An 18,466-nucleotide genomic window follows, 5' to 3' on the forward strand; every position below is an offset into this window, starting at 1 on the left:
GTAGGGGTAATGGAAGCGACTATTGAAAAAAAAGAGGCCTTGTTGGCTAGTTACAAAGAGTTTTTTAGCGAAGAGCCAATTGTGGTGAAATCACCAGGCCGGATCAATTTGATCGGAGAGCATACAGATTACAACGAAGGTTTTGTGATGCCTGCTGCTATCGACAAGGGAGCATATGTGTCTATCGCTAAGAGTGGCAGTGATCAGTGCAAATTGATCGCGCTTGATATCGATGAGAGCTATGAATTTTCTATCCATGACACTCTAGCACCTGTGGAACAAGGCTGGGTCAATTATTTTCTGGGAGTAATTGATCAATACAACAAAAAGGGATTGAAACTGGAAGGCTTTCATATGGTTTTTACCAGTGATGTGCCATTGGGGGCAGGACTTTCCTCTTCAGCGGCTTTGGAATGTTCTTTTGGGTACGCATTGAGTCAGTTGTTTGGTCATGAGGTGTCATTGATCGATGTGGCACTCATGGGCCAGCAGGCTGAGCATAATTTTGCTGGGGTCAAATGTGGGATCATGGATCAGTATGCCAGTTGCCTTGGTAGAGCCAATCACGCCGTGCTTTTGGATTGTCGCTCACTCGAACACCAATACATCCCTTGCGAATTGGGAGAGTATCAGTTGGTATTGTTCGATACAGCTGTGAAACACAATTTGGCTAGTTCGGAGTACAATGTACGTCGGGAACAGTGCGAGAGGGGAGTGGCAGCATTGCAAACGCATTTTTCAGGAATTCATTCTTTGAGAGATGCCAATCTCGAGCAATTGAATCAGGTGAAAGACGAACTAGATGCAAAGGTCTACGATCGATGTGCCTATGTGATCGAAGAATACATAAGAACCTTGAAGGCTGCTGAGGCTTTAAGACATGGAGACATTCATGAGTTGGGAGAGTTGATGTTTGCCACTCATGAGGGACTCAGCAAGAAGTATGAGGTGAGTTGTAAAGAGCTGGATATCCTTTATGACATAGCTCAAGAGAATGAAAATATAATTGGAGCCAGAATGATGGGCGGAGGCTTTGGAGGCTGTACCATCAACCTGATAAAGTCAAGTGAAGTAGAAAAAACGATTGAAGTAGTAGTCGAAAAGTATAAAGCGTTGACCGATGTGGATCTAAAATATTATCTTGTCGCCCCTGGCGATGGAGCCACTAAACTTTAAAACTAATTACTATTTACAACATGAATTTTTCAACGTTAGATTTTATTATTTTCGGTGCTTATTGTGCCGTGATTTTAGGAGTAGGATTGTTTGTCTCTCGAGACAAAAAAGGGCACGAAAAGAGTGCAGAGGATTATTTTTTAGCGGGTAAGTCACTGCCCTGGTGGGCGATTGGTGCATCGTTGATTGCAGCCAATATTTCAGCCGAGCAATTTATCGGTATGTCTGGTTCTGGTTTTGCTCTGGGATTGGCGATTGCTTCATACGAATGGATGGCTGCCATTACCCTTTTGATTGTAGGAAAGTACTTTCTCCCTATTTTCATCGAAAAAGGACTTTATACCATTCCTGAATTCGTAGAGAAACGATTCAGTACGAATCTGAAGACGATTTTGGCGATCTTCTGGATTGCACTCTATGTATTCGTGAATTTAAGTTCTGTATTGTATCTCGGGTCTTTGGCTCTTGAAACCATCATGGGTATCCCGATGATGTATGGAGTGATAGGACTGGCACTTTTTGCTGCTGCTTATTCCCTTTATGGTGGATTGTCAGCTGTAGCCTGGACTGATGTGATTCAGGTTATCTTCCTGGTTTTGGGAGGGTTGATTACCACGTATCTGGCACTAGATGTAGTCTCTGATGGAGCAGGTATGATGGCTGGATTCAAACACTTAATTGATGCAGCGCCAGATCGTTTCCATATGATCTTAGAAGAATCAAATGACCAATACATGAACCTTCCGGGTATTTGGGTATTGATAGGTGGTATGTGGGTTGCCAATATTTATTATTGGGGATTCAACCAGTACATCATTCAAAGAACCCTGGCTGCTAAGTCACTGGAAGAATCACAAAAAGGTATTGCGTTGGCGGCCTTTTTGAAGTTGATCATTCCATTTATTGTAGTAGTACCTGGTATTGCTGCCTATGTTATCATCAACGACCCTGAAATGATGGCTAGAATCGGAGATGCGGGTCAGATGAACTTACCAGGAGTGGGACAGGCTGATAAAGCTTATCCATGGCTGCTTCAATTGCTGCCTTCAGGACTGAAAGGAATTGCATTTGCTGCCTTGACTGCTGCAGTAGTATCATCTTTGGCCTCTATGCTTAACTCTACTTCGACGATTTTTACCATGGATATTTATAAGGAGTACATCAACAAGAATGCTTCTGAAAAACAAATGGTAAGCACAGGACGTCTGACAGCAGGTATAGCTTTGGTAGTGGCTTGTATTATGGCCCCATTGTTGGGTGGAATTGACCAGGCTTTCCAATTCATTCAGGAGTATACAGGAATCGTGAGTCCGGGTATTTTAGCGGTATTCCTACTAGGACTATTCTGGAAGAAAACGACCAACTCAGCTGCGATCTGGGGTGCAATCTTGTCTATTCCAATTGCAGTGGCATTGAAATTTGTACCTGGTATGCCTTTCATGAACCAAATGGGTTTGACAGCCATCGGTACCATGATTGTGATTGCGATCATTAGCCAGGTCACGGGTAAAGGGCAAGAAGATCCAAAGGGCATCGAGATTACCAAGGATCTATTTAAGACGAGTCCTACTTTTAATATTTCGGCATTTGTGATCTGTCTACTGACAGCCATATTATATGCCTTGTTCTGGTAAAATAATAAGAATATAAATTATCATGTTTGATTCAAAGGAACACTCTCACAGACGATGGAATGCTCTGACAGGAGAATGGGTACAAGTTTCTCCACACAGGTCCAAAAGACCATGGCAGGGCCAGGTAGAGAAATTGGAACAGGAAAGGAGACCTGCTCATGATCCTAACTGCTATTTGTGTGCAGGCAATGAAAGAGTGGGAGGCGAGATAAATCCTGATTATAAGGATACTTTCGTTTTCACTAATGACTTTGCTGCCTTACAGGGAGATATTCCTTCGGGGGGAGAAAACAATGGTCTATTGAAGTCGAAAAGTGAGCGTGGGATCTGCAAAGTAATTTGCTTTTCACCAAGACACGATTTGACCATTCCAGAGATGGACGTAGATGCGATTGCTAAAGTGATTGACCTTTGGGTTGAGCAATGTGAGGAGATTGGCAAAATGGATTATGTCAATCACATTCAGATATTTGAAAACAAAGGCAGTGTGATGGGGTGTTCTAATCCCCATCCACATGGCCAAATATGGGCGCAAGAGTCCATTCCTGTAGAGCCGATGAAAAAGCAGTTTCAGCAGGAAAAGTATAGGTTGGATCATGGCGGTGATCTACTAGAGGATTATATCAAACAGGAACTAGAATCGAAAGAGCGTGTTCTTTTCGAGAATGAGCATATGGTGGTTTTGATTCCTTATTGGGCAGTTTGGCCATTCGAAGCTATGATTTTGCCTAAAAAGAGAATGGCTTATATCACCGGGATGAACGACGCAGAGAAACAAGCTTTTGCGGAGGCCTATCAGCACCTGACGATCAAGTATGACAATTTGTTCGAGACTTCATTCCCTTATTCGGCAGGTATTCATCAGGCGCCTTATGACAACCGTGAGCATCCTGAATGGCATTGGCACATGTCTTTTTATCCGCCCTTACTTCGATCTGCTACGGTCAAGAAGTTTATGGTGGGCTATGAGATGTTCGCCAATCCACAAAGAGATATAACGGCAGAGTCGGCTGCACAGCGATTAAGAGAACTATCAGATGTTCATTATTTGAAACAGTGAGATTCTGAAATAGAAAAAGCCCTTGAACCTTTCGATTCAAGGGCTTTTTTGTTTTGTCTAAGTCAAAGAGATTTTAAACCTCCTTGGTCTTGAGATTATCTTCTCTTCAATGGAGCCATTTTTTCTTCATAGCTCATACTAGCCCATCTTGCTTTGTAATCAGATTCAGATTCTTTCATCATACGACCTGCAGCATTTTGATCCATTACTTTAATGTAAAGTGTAGGGCGCTTGTATAGCTCATATTCAGTAGTAGCGTCTGCATCTTTGTAGTCAGAACTGTAAAGTGAAACTGCCGTCTTTTGATTTGAGGTTAATGTTTTATTATTATAAATCTCAAGACATAGGCCTTCATTTTTTCCTTTAATCCATTCTTCAACTCTAGATCTATCGAGTTGAAGTGGGATGGTTCCAGATCCAACCATTTCGACAGTTGAGTAAACGTCCGAAAATTCATCCGCATCACTAGCTGTGAAGCCTAATTCAATGTCAAACCAAGAATCTGTACCATTCATGGTATTCCAGGTTGCTCCTTCTGTAATGTCTGGAGTCACAGGTTTAAGTGCTTTTACTCCAAGGTAACCATCTGTGGTATGCCCAGATTTATCATCCTGATAGTAAGTAACAAATAAAGTGGCTTCCATTACATAGTAGGTGCCTGTTAATTTCTCTGCCAATTTTGAGATTTGATCAAACTTCAATAGTGCATTTACATTATCAATACTAGCTTCTGGGTTGTTAGCAGATACGCTAAGTGTAGCACTAGTTCCGTTTGCTACATCCACATTTACTTCATCTATTGTGCAATCAAGAGCAGCTGCATAACTATTCAATCCCTGTGCATAGAAGAATTCATATACCCCATCTGATGTGCCATCCGTTCCGTTAGTTCCATTGGTGCCGTTACAGACATATTGTGTGTCGTCTACTTCGCCAGCGTCCAAAACTCCATCGCCGCTATCGTCGACACCTGATCTAATGATTAATCCACCATTGGGACAGCCGTTCGCAGAGCCAGAAAATGTAGCTATATCTACAAGGCTACCATTGGTTCCATTACAGATGGTTTCAGAGGCATCTTCTTCTCCAGCGTCAAGTACTCCATTAGAATTATCGTCCACTCCCATGGATAGACTCACTCCACCGTTTGGACAATCAACTCCTATATTAGTGGATTCTATGATGGTGTTTAATCCATTGGTTCCATTTACTCCATCGGTTCCATGACATACCGTTTGAGTCGCTGTGATTTCTCCAGCATCAAGGATTCCATCACCACTAGTGTCTAGACCTGATTCGATTTGAATACCTCCGTTAGCGCATGATTCACCTCTTCCCAGAGCAGTTACTTTGATTAATGTATTGAGTCCATTCGTACCATTTGTTCCATCTGTACCATTTGTTCCGTCTATTCCATTACAGATGGTGTGGGTAGCATCGATTTCTCCAGCATCCAGCACATTATTGCCATCATCATCCAGACCTATGTTGAATAGCACTCCACCATTAGAGCAGCCTGCTGGATCCGCTGTAGTTTGAATAATGGTATTGAGGCCATTAGTGCCATCAGTTCCGTTGGTTCCATCTGTTCCATTCGTGCCATCGGTACCATTTGTTCCATCAGCACCATTACATATGGTTACGGTTTCTAAGATGGTATCTACACCGTCTACCAGACTGCCATCTCCATCTTCATCATATCCAAAAATCAATTCTGTTCCGCCATTGGCACAGGTGGTGACATCTGTATTACTCACCACTATTGGGCTTTTGCCATCAGCTCCATCCGTACCGTTGGTGCCAGATCCACTTCCATCTGCACCATTACAGATATACTGTGGAGTACCCATGTATTCTCCTTCTTCCAATATTCCATTGCCATCTGAATCCAGACCTACTCTCACTACGATTCCGCCATTGGCACAATTCGTACCTGCTGGCTCTGTTTCTACTCTTACTAGTGATTTAAGGCCATCTGATCCATCTACGCCATCCGTACCATTGGTTCCGTTAGTGCCATCTGCACCATTACAGATATAGAAGGTAGATTGAACTTCTTCAGTATTGAGTGTGCCGTCTCCGTTTGTGTCTAGACCGATTTCAAGTTTCATTCCACCGGTGGTACAATTGCTCCCAGCAGTTTCGGCAGTAGCTCTTACCAAGCTGGTCACTCCATCAGCACCATCTACTCCATCGGTCCCGCTGGTTCCGTCTGTGCCATCAGTTCCATTGGTTCCGTCCGCACCATCAGTTCCGTTACATACAAAATAGGAACTTTGAACTTCAGTGCTTTCTAAGGTTTCGTTGTTGTTGATATCAGTACCAATTTCTACCAATGTTCCTCCATTGCTACAATTGGTGCCAGGTAGTTCTGCGGTGGTGTTGACCAACAATGGGCTGGCAGTGCCTCCGGAACCACTATTGCCATTACAAACAAAACTGGTAGATAGGATTTCTTCTGCTTCTAATTGTCCATTGGCATTCAAGTCATGGCCTACGGTAACTTTTATCCCACCGCTGCTACAGTTGTCGCCAGCAGCTTCATTCACTACATCTACTATGGAGTTGATTCCATTGTCTCCAGGTATGGGATCTGATCCTTCTTCTATACAATTGGAAAGAAAGAGAACAATTGAAAGTAAGATTGCTACGGTTGATCTTATGGGTGAAACTTTCATAACAGGTTCGTTAACTAAGTATTGTTTTTTCGGTTAAGCTGTAAAACTACTGAAAGGACCCAAGATCAGCAATCTGAATCGATCAGCAAAGAACTCTAGTCGTTCAATGCTGGGATTTTTCGATCAATGAATTGAAAAAAAGAAAAGACCAACTGATTTCTGTTGGTCTTTTCGTTGTTGAAATCATCTTCTTTTGAGTGGCCCTAATTTTTCTTCGTAGCTCAATGTAGACCACCAGTTTTTGTATTCATCTTCAGGTTTTGGATTGCTCCTTCCCGCAGTGGCTAGTTCTTTTACTTTAATATAAAGAGTAGGCCTATGGTATAAATTTGCAACATTCGAATTCTCTATAAACAGAATTTCACTTCCTTCAATTATGTCATCAATTAAGGCAAGTGCTACACCATGGTTTTGCCCTGCGATCCATTGGTCTACACTGGACCGGTCTAGCGCCAAGGGTATATAGCCTACAAATGTAGTGTCAGAGGTTCCACGTTGCAGCATATCGAACATGTCATAGGTAGGGCCTTGATCATCGATAGAAAAATTTCCATTGATCCATGTGGTTATTGTTGGTGTAGCAGTTTTTTGTGCCACCGTAGCGTCAGTTCCGAATAAAATATTGTCGGCAGGGTAGTTCAAGTGACTGACAGCAAGTCGATTACCTGAATAAGTACTGGCTAGGGAGCCATACACATACAAAGTAGCTTCTACAACGTGGTAGCTTCCGCTAATTTCTGAAGCGATACTTTCCAATCCTTCAAACCTGAGCAAGGGTAAAAAACTACTGGCGTTAGTTGGCAGTGCGAAAGCGTTTGTACGCCCACTGGCTACTCCTATGACTGCACTAGGAAAATAACCGGCAATCAAACTATCAGTAGTCAACTCTGCGGCATAATTGTCCATCGTGCATTCAACCACACCAGTGTACCCATCTACTCCTTGGGTGAAATAAAATTCATAAATACCATCACTGCTGCCATTGCAGACATACGAGGTTTGAGTGTTGTCGATTTCGGATAGGTCTAACACACCATCTCCGTCAGCATCTATACCCACTTCGACTCGCACTCCACCACCTGAGCAATTTGAATTGCCTACACTTAGTGTTGTGAGTTTTACAAGACTGTTGGATCCGTCGATACCGTTACATATTTCCTGATTGGCTGTGATTTCTTCAGTATCTAGTACATTGTTTCCATTGGTATCTGGACCGAATTCAATCCTCACGCCTCCGTTTTCGCAATTGATTCCTGAGGTGCTGGTGCTAATTAGCGTATTGATACCGTCAATTCCATCGCATACAGACAGGGTTTCTAAGATGGTATCGTCAGTGGCGTTCAGACTGCCATCGCCATTGTCGTCATAGCCAAAAATCAATTCGGTGCCTCCATTAGAACAGCTACTGGATGGTGCACTCACCACGATTGGGCTTCTCCCATCATTGCCATTTGCCCCGTTGTTGCCATCGCTACCGTTGCAGATGTAGTTGGCAGCTCCTATTATTTCAGTGTCACTAAGCACACCATCATTGTCGCTGTCTAATCCTACAAATACAGCTAACCCTCCAGTGCTACAATTGGTGCCAGCAGGTTCTGTGTCTACTCTTACCAGGGAATTGGTGCCTGATAAGCCATTTTCACCATTACAGATATAGGAGGTCGATGAAACTTCTTCTACATCGAGAGTTCCATTGGCATTAGCATCTAGTCCGACTTCTACTTTAGTGCCTCCTGCACTGCAGTTGCTTCCTGCTGCCTCCGGACTGACAGTCATTAAGCTATTCGCGCCAGTGCTACCATTGCAAATGAAATAAGAGGTTTGGATTTCTTCGGGTTCCAGGCTTTCGCTTCCATCCAGATCAGCTCCGATTTCAACAAGTACTCCTCCAGTTTCGCAATTTTCGTCAGGCACAAGCTCCGAAGTGACGGCCATTAAATTGTCGGCACTGCCATTACAAATGAAACTGGTCGCTTTAATTTCACCGGCATCTAAGACCCCATCTTCATCGAGGTCCTGTCCTATGGTGATTTTCGTTCCTCCCGAAGTGCAATTAGCACCTGAAGGCTCACTGGTCATTTCTATTAATGCACTGAGTCCGTCTGCTCCTGGTATAGGGTCAGAGCCACTTTCGATGCATCTGAATAAGGCAATAGATAAGGCGATAACCAGAACTAAAGCTGGCAATTTTTGGGTGGATTTCATAGTGGTTTTGGTTCTACAGGTTTTGGATTTTAATTATGAATTTACAGGTCTTTCATTAGAAAGTCAATCTGTATCTTACTGATAGTTAAGTTGTTTGTAGAACGGGATTGGAGATGATTAAGTATAAAGAGAGGAAAAAAACATCGTAACAAAAAAGCCTCTCACAAAGGAGAGGCTTTAGACGCGACCTGTAAGGGCAGCAGGTCTTCTATGAAATATACTCAACTAACCTATTACTTTCTTAGTTTTTTAGCGATTGCTAAAGTCTCTTTGACTTTAGTTTCGATACCAGCATAATCGAAATTGCCATTGGAATCTTTTAAGAAAAGTTTAGATCCCATGCCAACACAGTGAACGCCAGCATCGAACCAGCCTTTCATGTTTTCTTCTGTTGGCTCTACACCGCCTGTCGGCATGATGCTAGACCAGGAGAAAGGACCTTTGACAGCTGCTACGAATGAAGGGCCACCGACTTGAGATCCAGGGAATATTTTAACTACCTCAGCACCTAGCTCTTCCGCATAGGAGATTTCTGTTAACGAACCACATCCTGGAGACCAGGCGATTTTTCTACGGTTGCAAACTTTCGCCATGTCCGCATTCAAAATTGGAGAAACTACAAAATTGGCCCCTAATTGGATGTAAAGGGAAGTGGTACCTGCATCGATGACCGATCCAATACCTAGAATCATTTCAGGAGTTTCTTTAGCTGCAAATTTGTTCAGCTCACCAAAAACTTCATGTGCATAGTCTCCTCTATTAGTGAATTCGAATACTCTTGCACCTCCGGCATAGCAGGCTTTTAAAATTTCCTTGCATACCTCTAGATCTTTGTGGTAGAAAACAGGAACTACTCCGGTTTCCTTCATTTTTAATGCTACCTCTATTCGTGTAAATCTTGCCATCTTATTACCAATTTAATATTTTGTTAAAATCAAATCTATCTGGATCAGGGATTAGCTGACCCAATTTTTTATAATCACTTTCAACGATGAAATGTAGATTCTTAAAGCTCAATTTAGAAATTTCAGCATCTATATCCACAAGTCGGGGAGGAATCACTCCATCGCTGTTTTCAAATTCTGAAAGGTACATCGGTGTGATGTCCCCACGTGAGTTAGTGGTGACGATACATCCTGTAACTCCTTCGTCGAACAGTTTCTTTACACCACTTGCCAGCAACGTGCACAGGGTGAGGTCATAGCCAATTGGTCGGCAGCATCTCAGTTCGTATCCCAATTCAATTGGACGACTTTTGATGTTGATATTCAGTTCTTTGAGCTGCTCCTGAACTAAAACATTGAAAATATTGGACTTACTGACATTGCCCAATTCCGGGTGTCCATGGTCGTCGTAGGTGAAAAGGATGCCCGAGTTTTTCAGTTCCTCTTCTTCGATGATATGAAAGACACCTTCGCTGACCAGTGCTACTCCATAGTCGATCCCGAGAATCTTCCTTTTGAGCATAGAAGAAATAATGAGATCTACCACCTTACTCAAGGTGACTTTGGTTTTGTTGAACATCTCTGGGATGATCAACATAGGGAAATGACAGGCAGAGGCAATTCCAAATGCCAAATGCCCTGCAGATCTTCCCATAGCAGACATAATGAACCAGTTGTTGCTGGTGATCGCATCTTCGTAGATCGTATTTCCGATTTTGACACCTTCGTCCTTGGCGGAGTGGAAACCAAAGGTAGGATTGCGATCCGGAAGCGGTAGATCATTGTCTATGGTCTTCGGAACGTGAATATTAGAGATAGGCAGGTTTTCCTTTTTTAGGAATTTGGCTATCCTATTGGCTGTGCTGGCAGTATCATCTCCGCCTATGGTTACCAGCAGTTTTACGTTGTTTTTTATGAAAAAATCACTGTTGAACTCGTGATCTTTTGGTTTGTGCCTACTCATCAGGATGGAGGAACCACCTCTGCTGAAAATTCGATCCGCATACCTAAAGTCGAATGATATGACTTTTGGATCGGGTGAAAAAAGGCCTTTGTATCCTTCGTGGACGCCTAATACTTCATAGCCATCGTTCAAAAATAATTTGGCTACTGTACTGACGACTGTATTGATGCCAGGAGCAGGACCGCCACCGCATATGATCGCTACAGATTTTTTTGTCATGAGGGTTTAGTGAGGGTGAGGGAAAAAATGGGGGGCTGGATTTTTGTACCAGGGTACTTCGCAATCAAACACCAGCCCCCATCTAGGAGATATTGTTTATCGGGCTACTCTACCAGAAGCATCGCCGCCCATTAGTTTTTCTACTTCAGAGACTGTTACCAGGTTCGCATCTCCTTTGATCGTGTGCTTCAAGCAAGAAGCGGCCACAGCAAAATCCAATGCATTTTGGTCATCCTCAGGGTATTTCAACAATCCGTAGATCAATCCACCCATGAATGAATCACCACCCCCTACACGGTCTACGATATCAGTGATTTGGTACTGACGAGTTTCGTACATCTTAGTACCGTCGTACAATACTCCAGCCCATGTGTTGTGCGAGGCAGAGATAGACCCTCTCAACGTAGTGATTACTTTTTTCGCTTTAGGGAATTTCTCCATCATTTGCTGACATACTGATAAGAAAGCTTCAGCCTTCACATTATGTCCTTCAGTTTGTACTGAGATGCCTTCTGGCTTAATTCCAAAGTGCATTTCTGCATCTTCTTCATTTCCTAATACTACGTCGCAGTAGGCAGTTAGCTCAGTCATGATTTCTTCACGCTTCGCATCGTCACAGTATTTCCAAAGTTTTGCTCTGTAGTTGAGGTCAGTAGAAATGGTAATACCCATTTCGCTTGCTACTTTTACTGCTTCCAGACAAGCGTCTGCAGCTCCTTGCGAAATAGCAGGAGTGATCCCAGTCCAGTGGAACCATCCCGCTCCTTCAAACACTTTCTTCCAATCTACCATGCCAGCTTTGATCTCAGACATGGCTGAGTGTGCACGGTCATATACTACTTTGCTACCTCGGCTCACAGCACCGGTTTCTAGAAAATAAATACCTAGTCTGTCGCCACCGAAGATAATGTTTTCAGTGTTTACACCTCTTTTGCGCATTTCCATTAGCGCACACTCTCCGATATCGTTTTTTGGTAGACGGGTTACGAAATCTACAGGAACACCGTAGTTGGCCAATGAAACTGCCACGTTGGATTCACCACCACCGTAAACTACGTCGAATGAATTGGCCTGTGAAAATCTTAAAAAACCCTGGGGAGCTAAACGGAGCATGATCTCTCCGAATGTTACTACTTTTTTCATAATCTCTCTATTTTGTCGAATCCCGTGTACGTTCACGGTGTTTTTGCTAAAAAAGCCCTTCAGTGAAGGGTGATTGTTGCGTGTACGAACACGAACGAGTACAAATGTAATATTAAAGTACTGCCTTCCAAATATATTCGACATTTTTTTTCATCTTTGGCCCAATGAAACAGGCGCTGCCTGATATTTATTGCCGAAATACTCGGTAGAATGACAAAACTTGCAACTGCCTCAAGGGCTTGCTTGCAAAAAATAAATTCATGAAAAGAATTACCATCAAGGAAATCGCCAAAAGGGCGGGTGTATCTGTAGGAACGGTAGATCGAGTACTCCACAACAGAGGAGAAGTAGCAGAGGCTACCAAGAAGGAAGTACTGCGGATAGCCAAGGAAGGAAACTATACGACTAATGTCTTCGCTCGGAGCTTAAAGCTGAATCAAGTTCACAAGATAGCCGTTATCCTTCCGCTCGACAATGAGTACTGGCAGACTCAGCAAAGCGGAATCCAGGAAGCTGCTGAGGAATATGAGTCTTTGGGTTTGCAGTTGAAGTTCTTTCCTTTCGATCGTAGCAATCAGGGCTCCTTTCTATCCAAAGCAGCTATGGCGATAGAGGACCAACCCGATGCGGTGATATTGGCTCCCCTGATGGAGGAGGAGGCAACGGACATTTGTAGTCAGTTGGGCAAATTGAAAATCCCTTTTGTTTTTGTTGATTCTAATCTGGAAAGACTTTCTCCTCTGGCATTCATAGGGCAGGATTCGGTACAAAGTGGCTATTTGGCAGCTAAGCTATTGACTTATGGTTTATGGGAAGGGCCGGAGGTTTTCGTTTTGAAATATGCTGACTTTGACAGTCTTAACAAAACCATTGATGAAAGGTTAGAAGGTTTTAAGTCCTTTTATAAGGAGAAGAAATGGAAAACCGATCTGATCAAAGAAGTCAATGTAAAGAAGGAGTTTGATCCGGATGAGATCTTTGATAAGGATTCGGCGCTGGTTTTTGTTCCGAACTCACGTGCGCATCAGATTGCGAAGCGCCTTGCTTTGAAGGCCGGTGACAAACAATTCAGGATTGTAGGCTATGATTTGATTAGAGAAAATGCAGAAGCGCTGGATTCAGGACGTGTTGACTTTATTTTGGATCAGAACCCCAAGTTGCAAGGCCAACAAGGTATACAAGCGATCTACAAAAAACTGATTGTGAATACAGAGGTGAAGCAATACCAGTTCATGCCACTGGAGGTAGTCACAAAAGAAAACCTAAAATACGCCAACTCTTATGATGGGTTAGGTACAAAAAAAGCCGAATAAATCGGCCGTCTCTTTGGGAAAAAGAGGGTAAAGGTTGGCTCATAGAGTCGAAACTACAAGCTGATTATACTAAGATCAAGTAGAGCATTACTGGTAATGTCTTCAATAAAATAGTATAAAACAAAATTGACCTTTTTAACATTTTCATCTTTTATCAAGTTTTAATTCTTACTCAAATTTCCTCATTTTGAGAGACTAAGGAAATACAGGAATCGCTTAAATCCATTTGTAGGTATTTTTCTTAATGTGTTGAAAGTCATAGGGTCATGATTTTAATGTGAATTGTTTGCTGGCTTACGCAAAGTGAATATTTAAGCCTGTGATCATTTGATCCCGCATTACTTAGCTACCTTTGCTTTATGATCTCAAATAGGCCCATTACGGATTGGTTGCCCATAACCAGAAAAGAAGTGCTAGAACGAGGATGGGACGAACTCGATGTAATCATTATTTCCGGAGATGCATATGTGGATCACCCGGCCTTTGGTGGTGCTGTGATCGGGCGAATCATAGAAAGCGAAGGCTACAAAGTAGGCATCATCCCACAGCCCAACTGGCAGGATGATTTGAGAGATTTTAAAAAATTCGGGAAGCCCAAAATGTTTTTTGGGGTGACTTCTGGTTGTATGGACTCGATGGTCAATCACTATACGGCCAACAAAAGAAGGAGATCCAATGATGCCTATACGCCTGGAGGCGAAGCGGGTTTTAGGCCTGACTATGCAACCATTACCTATACCAAAATACTGAAAGAACTCTACCCTGACGTACCCGTGGTGATCGGTGGGGTAGAAGCCAGCCTGCGACGTGTAACGCACTATGACTATTGGTCGGATCAGCTGATGCCTTCCATCCTTGTGGACAGTGGGGCAGACATGTTGGTCTATGGCATGGGTGAGCAGCCTTTACGTGAACTATTGAGATTGTTGGGTAAAGGGGCGCCATTTGATCAGTTGACCAATATCGCTCAAACGAGTTATCTGGCACCTCGACACGAACCTGTACCAGACAGTCAGTGGAAGACTATCGCTCTGAGTAGCCATGAAAAATGCCTTAGAGATAAAAAATCCTATGCGGCGAACTTCAAACACGTAGAGCAGGAGTCCAACAAGTTGAAAGCTGATCGCATCATTCAGGCAGCAGGCGATCATACGGTGGTGATCAACCCACCTTACTACACGATGACAGAGACAGAAATTGATCAGTCATTTGATTTGCCCTATACACGATTGCCACACCCGAAATACAAGAAACGTGGAGCGATTCCGGCCTATGAAATGATTAAGTTCTCGGTCAACATGCACCGTGGTTGTTTTGGTGGCTGTAGTTTCTGTACCATTTCTGCTCATCAGGGCAAGTTCATTGCGAGTAGATCCAAAGAGTCGATCATGAAAGAAGTGGATCAGGTGACGGAGATGGAAGGCTTCAAAGGATACATTTCGGATCTTGGCGGTCCATCTGCCAATATGTATGGTCTGAAAGGAAAGGTTCAGGAAATTTGCGACCGATGTGTCAGTCCTTCTTGTATTCACCCGGTGATTTGTAGTAATCTGGATACGGATCATTCCTCTATGACCGAACTATACAGGGAAGTAGACAAACACCCTAAGGTCAAAAAGGCCTTTGTAGGCAGTGGCATTCGATACGATTTGTTAGTGGAGGGCTATAACAAAAATGCCAACGACAGCATCAACGAATACATGGAGCAGGTGGTGACTCGACACATTTCGGGTCGATTGAAAGTAGCCCCAGAGCACACGGCAGACGAAACGCTACGAGTGATGCGAAAGCCTTCTTTCAAGCACTTTCATGATTTTAAAAAGAAATACGATCACTACAACAAAAAGCACAATCTGAATCAGCCTTTGATTCCATACTTTATCTCCAGTCACCCGGGCTGCAAGGAGGAGGATATGGCGAATCTCGCAGCAGAGACGAAGGATATGGGCTTCATGCTGGAGCAAGTGCAGGATTTTACGCCTACACCGATGACGGTGGCTACTGTGATCTACTACTCAGGCTACCATCCCTATACGATGGACAAAATGTACGTGCCTAAATCAGAGAAGGAAAAACGGGCTCAGCACATGTTCTTCTTTTGGCACAAGAAGGAGTACCAGCAGCGCATCAAAGACAAACTGGTGAACAAAGGCCGCAGAGATTTAGCCGAAAAGCTCTTGAGTCGACAAATCGTGCAGGATGTGTTGGAAAAGCAGCCTTTCACCGATAGCGCTAAATCAAAGGTTAAGGGTAAAAGGCCTTTTAACAAAAAGAAAAACTTCAGTAAGAAGAGGAGGAAGTAGTTTCAAAATTGCTCCCCCGCATATCCATTTTCCACTGCAAAGCGAACCAATGAAGCGATGTTCTTTTGGCCCAATTTAGCCATCAGGTTTTTGCGATGGGTGTCAACGGTATGAGTGCTTAGGTAGAGTTTTTTGGCAATTTCGCTGGTGGTATTTCCTTCGGCCAAAAGTTTGATGATGTCTCTTTCTCTATCTGTGAGGTAGGCTGGTCCAGTTTTACCATTAGCCTTTAGGCTTTCCTCAATGGTGTTTTGTACTTCTGTGCTGAAATGTTCCTGACCTGAATGGACTTTTTTAATGGCAGCCACGAGTTCTGCATGTGGGGTGTTCTTTAGTACATAGCCATGTGCGCCGAGTTCGACTAGGTTTCTGATAAACTCAGCTTTGTTGTACATGGATAAGATTAGGATTTTTACATCCGGGTAGTTTTTTCGGATGGCTTTGGTTGTTTCCATCCCATCCATTTCGGGCATGTTGATGTCGAGCAAGATCACATCCACTTTTTTGGATCTGAGAAACTCCATCACTTTCAGGCCATTGCTGGCATGTCCTAAAATTTCTAATTCTTTACTGGTATTCAACAGGGCTTTTAAACCCTCTACAATTACTTCGTGATCATCTGCTATCAATACTTTTATCATGCTGCTACTGGTATCTCTATAGTGACTGTGGTTCCATGACCCGGAGTGGAATCTATGAACAACTGTCCCCTGAGACGATTGATACTTTGTTTGATTCCTTTCAGACCTAAACCTTTTCTTTCTATAAAGTTAAGCGCTTGCGGATCAAATCCAATACCATCGTCTTCTACAGTGAGAATTAATTCTCCAGCATACTTGCTTAACTGCAATGTGACATGGTTGGCTTTAGAATGAACCAGAACATTGGTGATGAGTTCCTGAACCATTCTGAAAAGTGTCAGACTAAGTTCGTTACCCAATTTTTTATCGACTCCATGGTGAAACAGCCCGAAATGAATTTGTCCCTCTTTGTCAATAGTTTGCTTGATGTTGTTAAGCGAATTGATAATGTTGAACTCTGATATTTCCCGATCAGACATGTTGTAAGCCAACTGTCTGGTGTCATTGACAGCCTCATCTAGCAGGACATGTCCTCTTTGATAATAATTAGATTCTATCAATTCTTGATTTTGGATGGCACCAAATTGCATTTTAGCAGCAGCGATCTTATTTCCAATGTTTTCGTGCAGTTCGTTGATCACTACTTTGCGCTCTTCATCGTTGGATTTAATCAGACCGTTGAGTGTTTCAACTTCCAGATGATGGAATTTGCCATAGATGTGATATTTGTTGATATCCTGCTGGAGTGTATCAAGGCTCTTTTTATTTTTTTTTCTTTGGATCACGTCCAGTGTAATGAAGCCTATCAGGCCAAGTCCAATTATGGTTAGGGTTGTAATCATCGCTTTTCACTTTTAAAGTGAAAAAGTTAATGCGCTGATATTTAGTATGTAATACCAGAATTTTGGGATATTTGCTGAAATCAACTGGAAGAGTGAAATAATATGTATCAATCATGGTCTTTTGTGTGTAGAATTAAAAACATGTGTTAATATATTAACATAATTACTACGTAGTTTTTTCATCAAACTCATATCTTCGCCACACCAAAAAACTAAACAACAACACTCACCCATCTTGATATTTAGCAAGTAGCTAAGTCTTTGAAAACATAAAAAATCAGTGATGATAATAGGGGTATTAAAATGTACTGAAGAAAACTTAGTAGCCATGGTGCCAAAGGTGGTTTCGAAATACCAAAAAGGGGATTTTGAGATCATGATAGAAACAGGTGCCGGCGCTGCTTCGAACTATCCAGATGATCAATATGAAGAGCTGGGAGTAAAGGTAGCACCGAGAAAAGAGGTGCTCGCCCAGTCCGATATATTATTGACAGTGTTTGGAATCAATATCGACGAATTGGATCAGGTCAAAAAAGAGGCCATGATCATAGGTAAGTTTAACGGTAGAGTAGAATCTGAGCTTTTGACAGCTCTCAAGCAATGTGAGGCCAATGCATACAGTCTGGACTTGTTGCCAAGGTCAACCATAGCACAATCAATGGACGTGCTGTCCTCTTTGGCTTCTCTGTCGGGATACAAAGCAGTCGTGTTGGGTGCCGATAATTTCGGGGGATATCTACCGATGATGACTACATCTGCAGGTACGATTCCGCCAGCTAAAGTAATGGTGCTGGGGGCAGGAGTAGCCGGTCTACAAGCCATCGCTACAGCCAAGCGTCTGGGTGCAATGATAGAGGTTTTTGATGTTCGTTCTGCAGTAAAAGAGGAGGTTCAAAGTTTGGGAGCCAAATTCATCGAAGTAGAAGGAGCACAGGAGAGTGCAGATGCCGGTGGATATGCCATCCAGCAGTCAGACGAATACATCGCTAAGCAAAAGGAGTTGATTCATCAGACAGCCATGAAGTCTGATATAGTAATCACGACAGCAAACATTCCGGGCAGACAGGCACCACTATTGATCGAGGAAAAAACAGTCAAGGCCATGAAGGCAGGCTCAGTGATCATCGATATGGCTACTGCCAGTGGAGGTAATGTCGCTTTGTCAAAGGACAATGAAACAGTAGAGATTGAAGGTGTCAAAATTATAGGTGATACTAAACTCTACAATCATATGGGAGCACAGTCTAGCTTTGTATACAGCAACAACATATACAATTTTCTATCCTTTGTACTGAAGGAAGGGAAAGACAACATTCCTTATGACAATGAAATCGTCAAGAATACTTTGCTCAAAGTGGAGCAGGAAGAATCGGTTTCAGCTTAGTCTTATTTGATATTTAACAC

General features: G+C 42.9%; 13 protein-coding genes. 6 read left to right on the top strand and 7 right to left on the bottom strand.

Annotated elements, in window-relative coordinates; all coding sequences use genetic code 11:
- Positions 1–9: 9 nt before the first annotated feature.
- The 3 genes from galK to N7U62_RS22260 are packed head-to-tail and all read left to right on the top strand — an operon-like array spanning position 10 to position 3,870.
- Positions 10–1,176, top strand: a complete 1,167-nt coding sequence (galK, locus tag N7U62_RS22250; protein WP_264140324.1) for a galactokinase — start codon at positions 10–12, stop codon at positions 1,174–1,176.
- Between the two features lie 20 nt (positions 1,177–1,196).
- On the top strand, positions 1,197–2,810 hold the full coding sequence (locus N7U62_RS22255) for a sodium/sugar symporter (protein ID WP_264140325.1): 1,614 nt from the start codon (positions 1,197–1,199) through the stop codon (positions 2,808–2,810).
- 22 nt (positions 2,811–2,832) lie between these two features.
- Positions 2,833–3,870 (top strand): UDP-glucose--hexose-1-phosphate uridylyltransferase, encoded by a 1,038-nt coding sequence (locus N7U62_RS22260; RefSeq protein ID WP_318840746.1) that lies wholly within the window; start codon positions 2,833–2,835, stop codon positions 3,868–3,870.
- A 95-nt stretch (positions 3,871–3,965) separates the two neighbouring features.
- Here N7U62_RS22260 and N7U62_RS22265 read toward each other — a convergent pair whose 3' ends face one another.
- From N7U62_RS22265 to N7U62_RS22285, 5 genes are all read right to left on the bottom strand, one after another.
- Positions 3,966–6,548, bottom strand: coding sequence for a DUF7151 family protein (locus N7U62_RS22265; RefSeq protein ID WP_264140326.1), 2,583 nt, complete (start codon positions 6,546–6,548; stop codon positions 3,966–3,968).
- A 183-nt stretch (positions 6,549–6,731) separates the two neighbouring features.
- A complete protein-coding gene (locus N7U62_RS22270; protein ID WP_264140327.1) occupies positions 6,732–8,753 on the bottom strand; it encodes a DUF7151 family protein in 2,022 nt (673 codons plus the stop codon).
- Positions 8,754–8,986: 233 nt separating this feature from the next.
- Positions 8,987–9,658 carry a bifunctional 4-hydroxy-2-oxoglutarate aldolase/2-dehydro-3-deoxy-phosphogluconate aldolase gene (locus tag N7U62_RS22275; RefSeq protein WP_264140328.1) on the bottom strand — a complete coding sequence of 224 codons (672 nt, stop codon included), beginning with the start codon at positions 9,656–9,658 and terminating at the stop codon, positions 8,987–8,989.
- A 4-nt stretch (positions 9,659–9,662) separates the two neighbouring features.
- The gene (locus N7U62_RS22280; RefSeq protein ID WP_264140329.1) at positions 9,663–10,880 is read right to left on the bottom strand and encodes a 6-phosphofructokinase; all 1,218 of its coding nucleotides are present in this window, start codon (positions 10,878–10,880) and stop codon (positions 9,663–9,665) included.
- A 96-nt stretch (positions 10,881–10,976) separates the two neighbouring features.
- Positions 10,977–12,023 carry a sugar kinase gene (locus N7U62_RS22285; protein WP_264140330.1) on the bottom strand — a complete coding sequence of 349 codons (1,047 nt, stop codon included), beginning with the start codon at positions 12,021–12,023 and terminating at the stop codon, positions 10,977–10,979.
- A gap of 260 nt (positions 12,024–12,283) precedes the next feature.
- Here N7U62_RS22285 and N7U62_RS22290 point away from each other — a divergent pair, with 260 nt between their 5' ends.
- Together N7U62_RS22290 and N7U62_RS22295 are read left to right on the top strand one after the other, a co-directional pair.
- Entirely contained in the window at positions 12,284–13,336 is a 1,053-nt protein-coding gene (locus N7U62_RS22290; protein ID WP_264140331.1) for a LacI family DNA-binding transcriptional regulator, read from the top strand.
- Between the two features lie 362 nt (positions 13,337–13,698).
- The gene (locus tag N7U62_RS22295) at positions 13,699–15,639 is read left to right on the top strand and encodes a YgiQ family radical SAM protein (protein WP_264140458.1); all 1,941 of its coding nucleotides are present in this window, start codon (positions 13,699–13,701) and stop codon (positions 15,637–15,639) included.
- Positions 15,640–15,641: 2 nt separating this feature from the next.
- On the opposite strand, the gene N7U62_RS22300 is transcribed toward N7U62_RS22295, so the two are convergent.
- Both N7U62_RS22300 and N7U62_RS22305 read right to left on the bottom strand, forming a co-directional pair.
- Complete coding sequence (locus N7U62_RS22300) at positions 15,642–16,280, bottom strand: response regulator (RefSeq protein ID WP_264140332.1); 639 nt, start codon at positions 16,278–16,280, stop codon at positions 15,642–15,644.
- On the bottom strand, positions 16,277–17,062 hold the full coding sequence (locus tag N7U62_RS22305) for a sensor histidine kinase (RefSeq protein ID WP_264140333.1): 786 nt from the start codon (positions 17,060–17,062) through the stop codon (positions 16,277–16,279). The genes N7U62_RS22300 and N7U62_RS22305 overlap by 4 nt, the downstream gene beginning before the upstream one ends.
- A gap of 283 nt (positions 17,063–17,345) precedes the next feature.
- On the opposite strand from N7U62_RS22305, the gene N7U62_RS22310 reads away from it, so the two are divergent.
- On the top strand, positions 17,346–18,446 hold the full coding sequence (locus N7U62_RS22310; RefSeq protein WP_264140334.1) for an NAD(P) transhydrogenase subunit alpha: 1,101 nt from the start codon (positions 17,346–17,348) through the stop codon (positions 18,444–18,446).
- Positions 18,447–18,466 lie beyond the last annotated feature (20 nt).

It is taken from the genome of Reichenbachiella ulvae (genome assembly GCF_025833875.1).
Lineage (GTDB): Bacteria > Bacteroidota > Bacteroidia > Cytophagales > Cyclobacteriaceae > Reichenbachiella > Reichenbachiella ulvae.

Bases quoted from the DNA above. Each gene is read 5' to 3' on its own strand.
- N7U62_RS22280 (WP_264140329.1), bottom strand. From the start codon at position 10,880: ATGACAAAAAAATCTGTAGCGATCATATGCGGTGGCGGTCCTGCTCCT.
- N7U62_RS22290 (WP_264140331.1), top strand. From the start codon at position 12,284: ATGAAAAGAATTACCATCAAGGAAATCGCCAAAAGGGCGGGTGTATCT.
- N7U62_RS22265 (WP_264140326.1), bottom strand. From the start codon at position 6,548: ATGAAAGTTTCACCCATAAGATCAACCGTAGCAATCTTACTTTCAATT.
- N7U62_RS22275 (WP_264140328.1), bottom strand. From the start codon at position 9,658: ATGGCAAGATTTACACGAATAGAGGTAGCATTAAAAATGAAGGAAACC.
- N7U62_RS22285 (WP_264140330.1), bottom strand. From the start codon at position 12,023: ATGAAAAAAGTAGTAACATTCGGAGAGATCATGCTCCGTTTAGCTCCC.
- N7U62_RS22305 (WP_264140333.1), bottom strand. From the start codon at position 17,062: ATGATTACAACCCTAACCATAATTGGACTTGGCCTGATAGGCTTCATT.
- N7U62_RS22255 (WP_264140325.1), top strand. From the start codon at position 1,197: ATGAATTTTTCAACGTTAGATTTTATTATTTTCGGTGCTTATTGTGCC.
- N7U62_RS22300 (WP_264140332.1), bottom strand. From the start codon at position 16,280: ATGATAAAAGTATTGATAGCAGATGATCACGAAGTAATTGTAGAGGGT.
- N7U62_RS22260 (WP_318840746.1), top strand. From the start codon at position 2,833: ATGTTTGATTCAAAGGAACACTCTCACAGACGATGGAATGCTCTGACA.
- N7U62_RS22270 (WP_264140327.1), bottom strand. From the start codon at position 8,753: ATGAAATCCACCCAAAAATTGCCAGCTTTAGTTCTGGTTATCGCCTTA.
- galK (WP_264140324.1), top strand. From the start codon at position 10: ATGGAAGCGACTATTGAAAAAAAAGAGGCCTTGTTGGCTAGTTACAAA.
- N7U62_RS22310 (WP_264140334.1), top strand. From the start codon at position 17,346: ATGATAATAGGGGTATTAAAATGTACTGAAGAAAACTTAGTAGCCATG.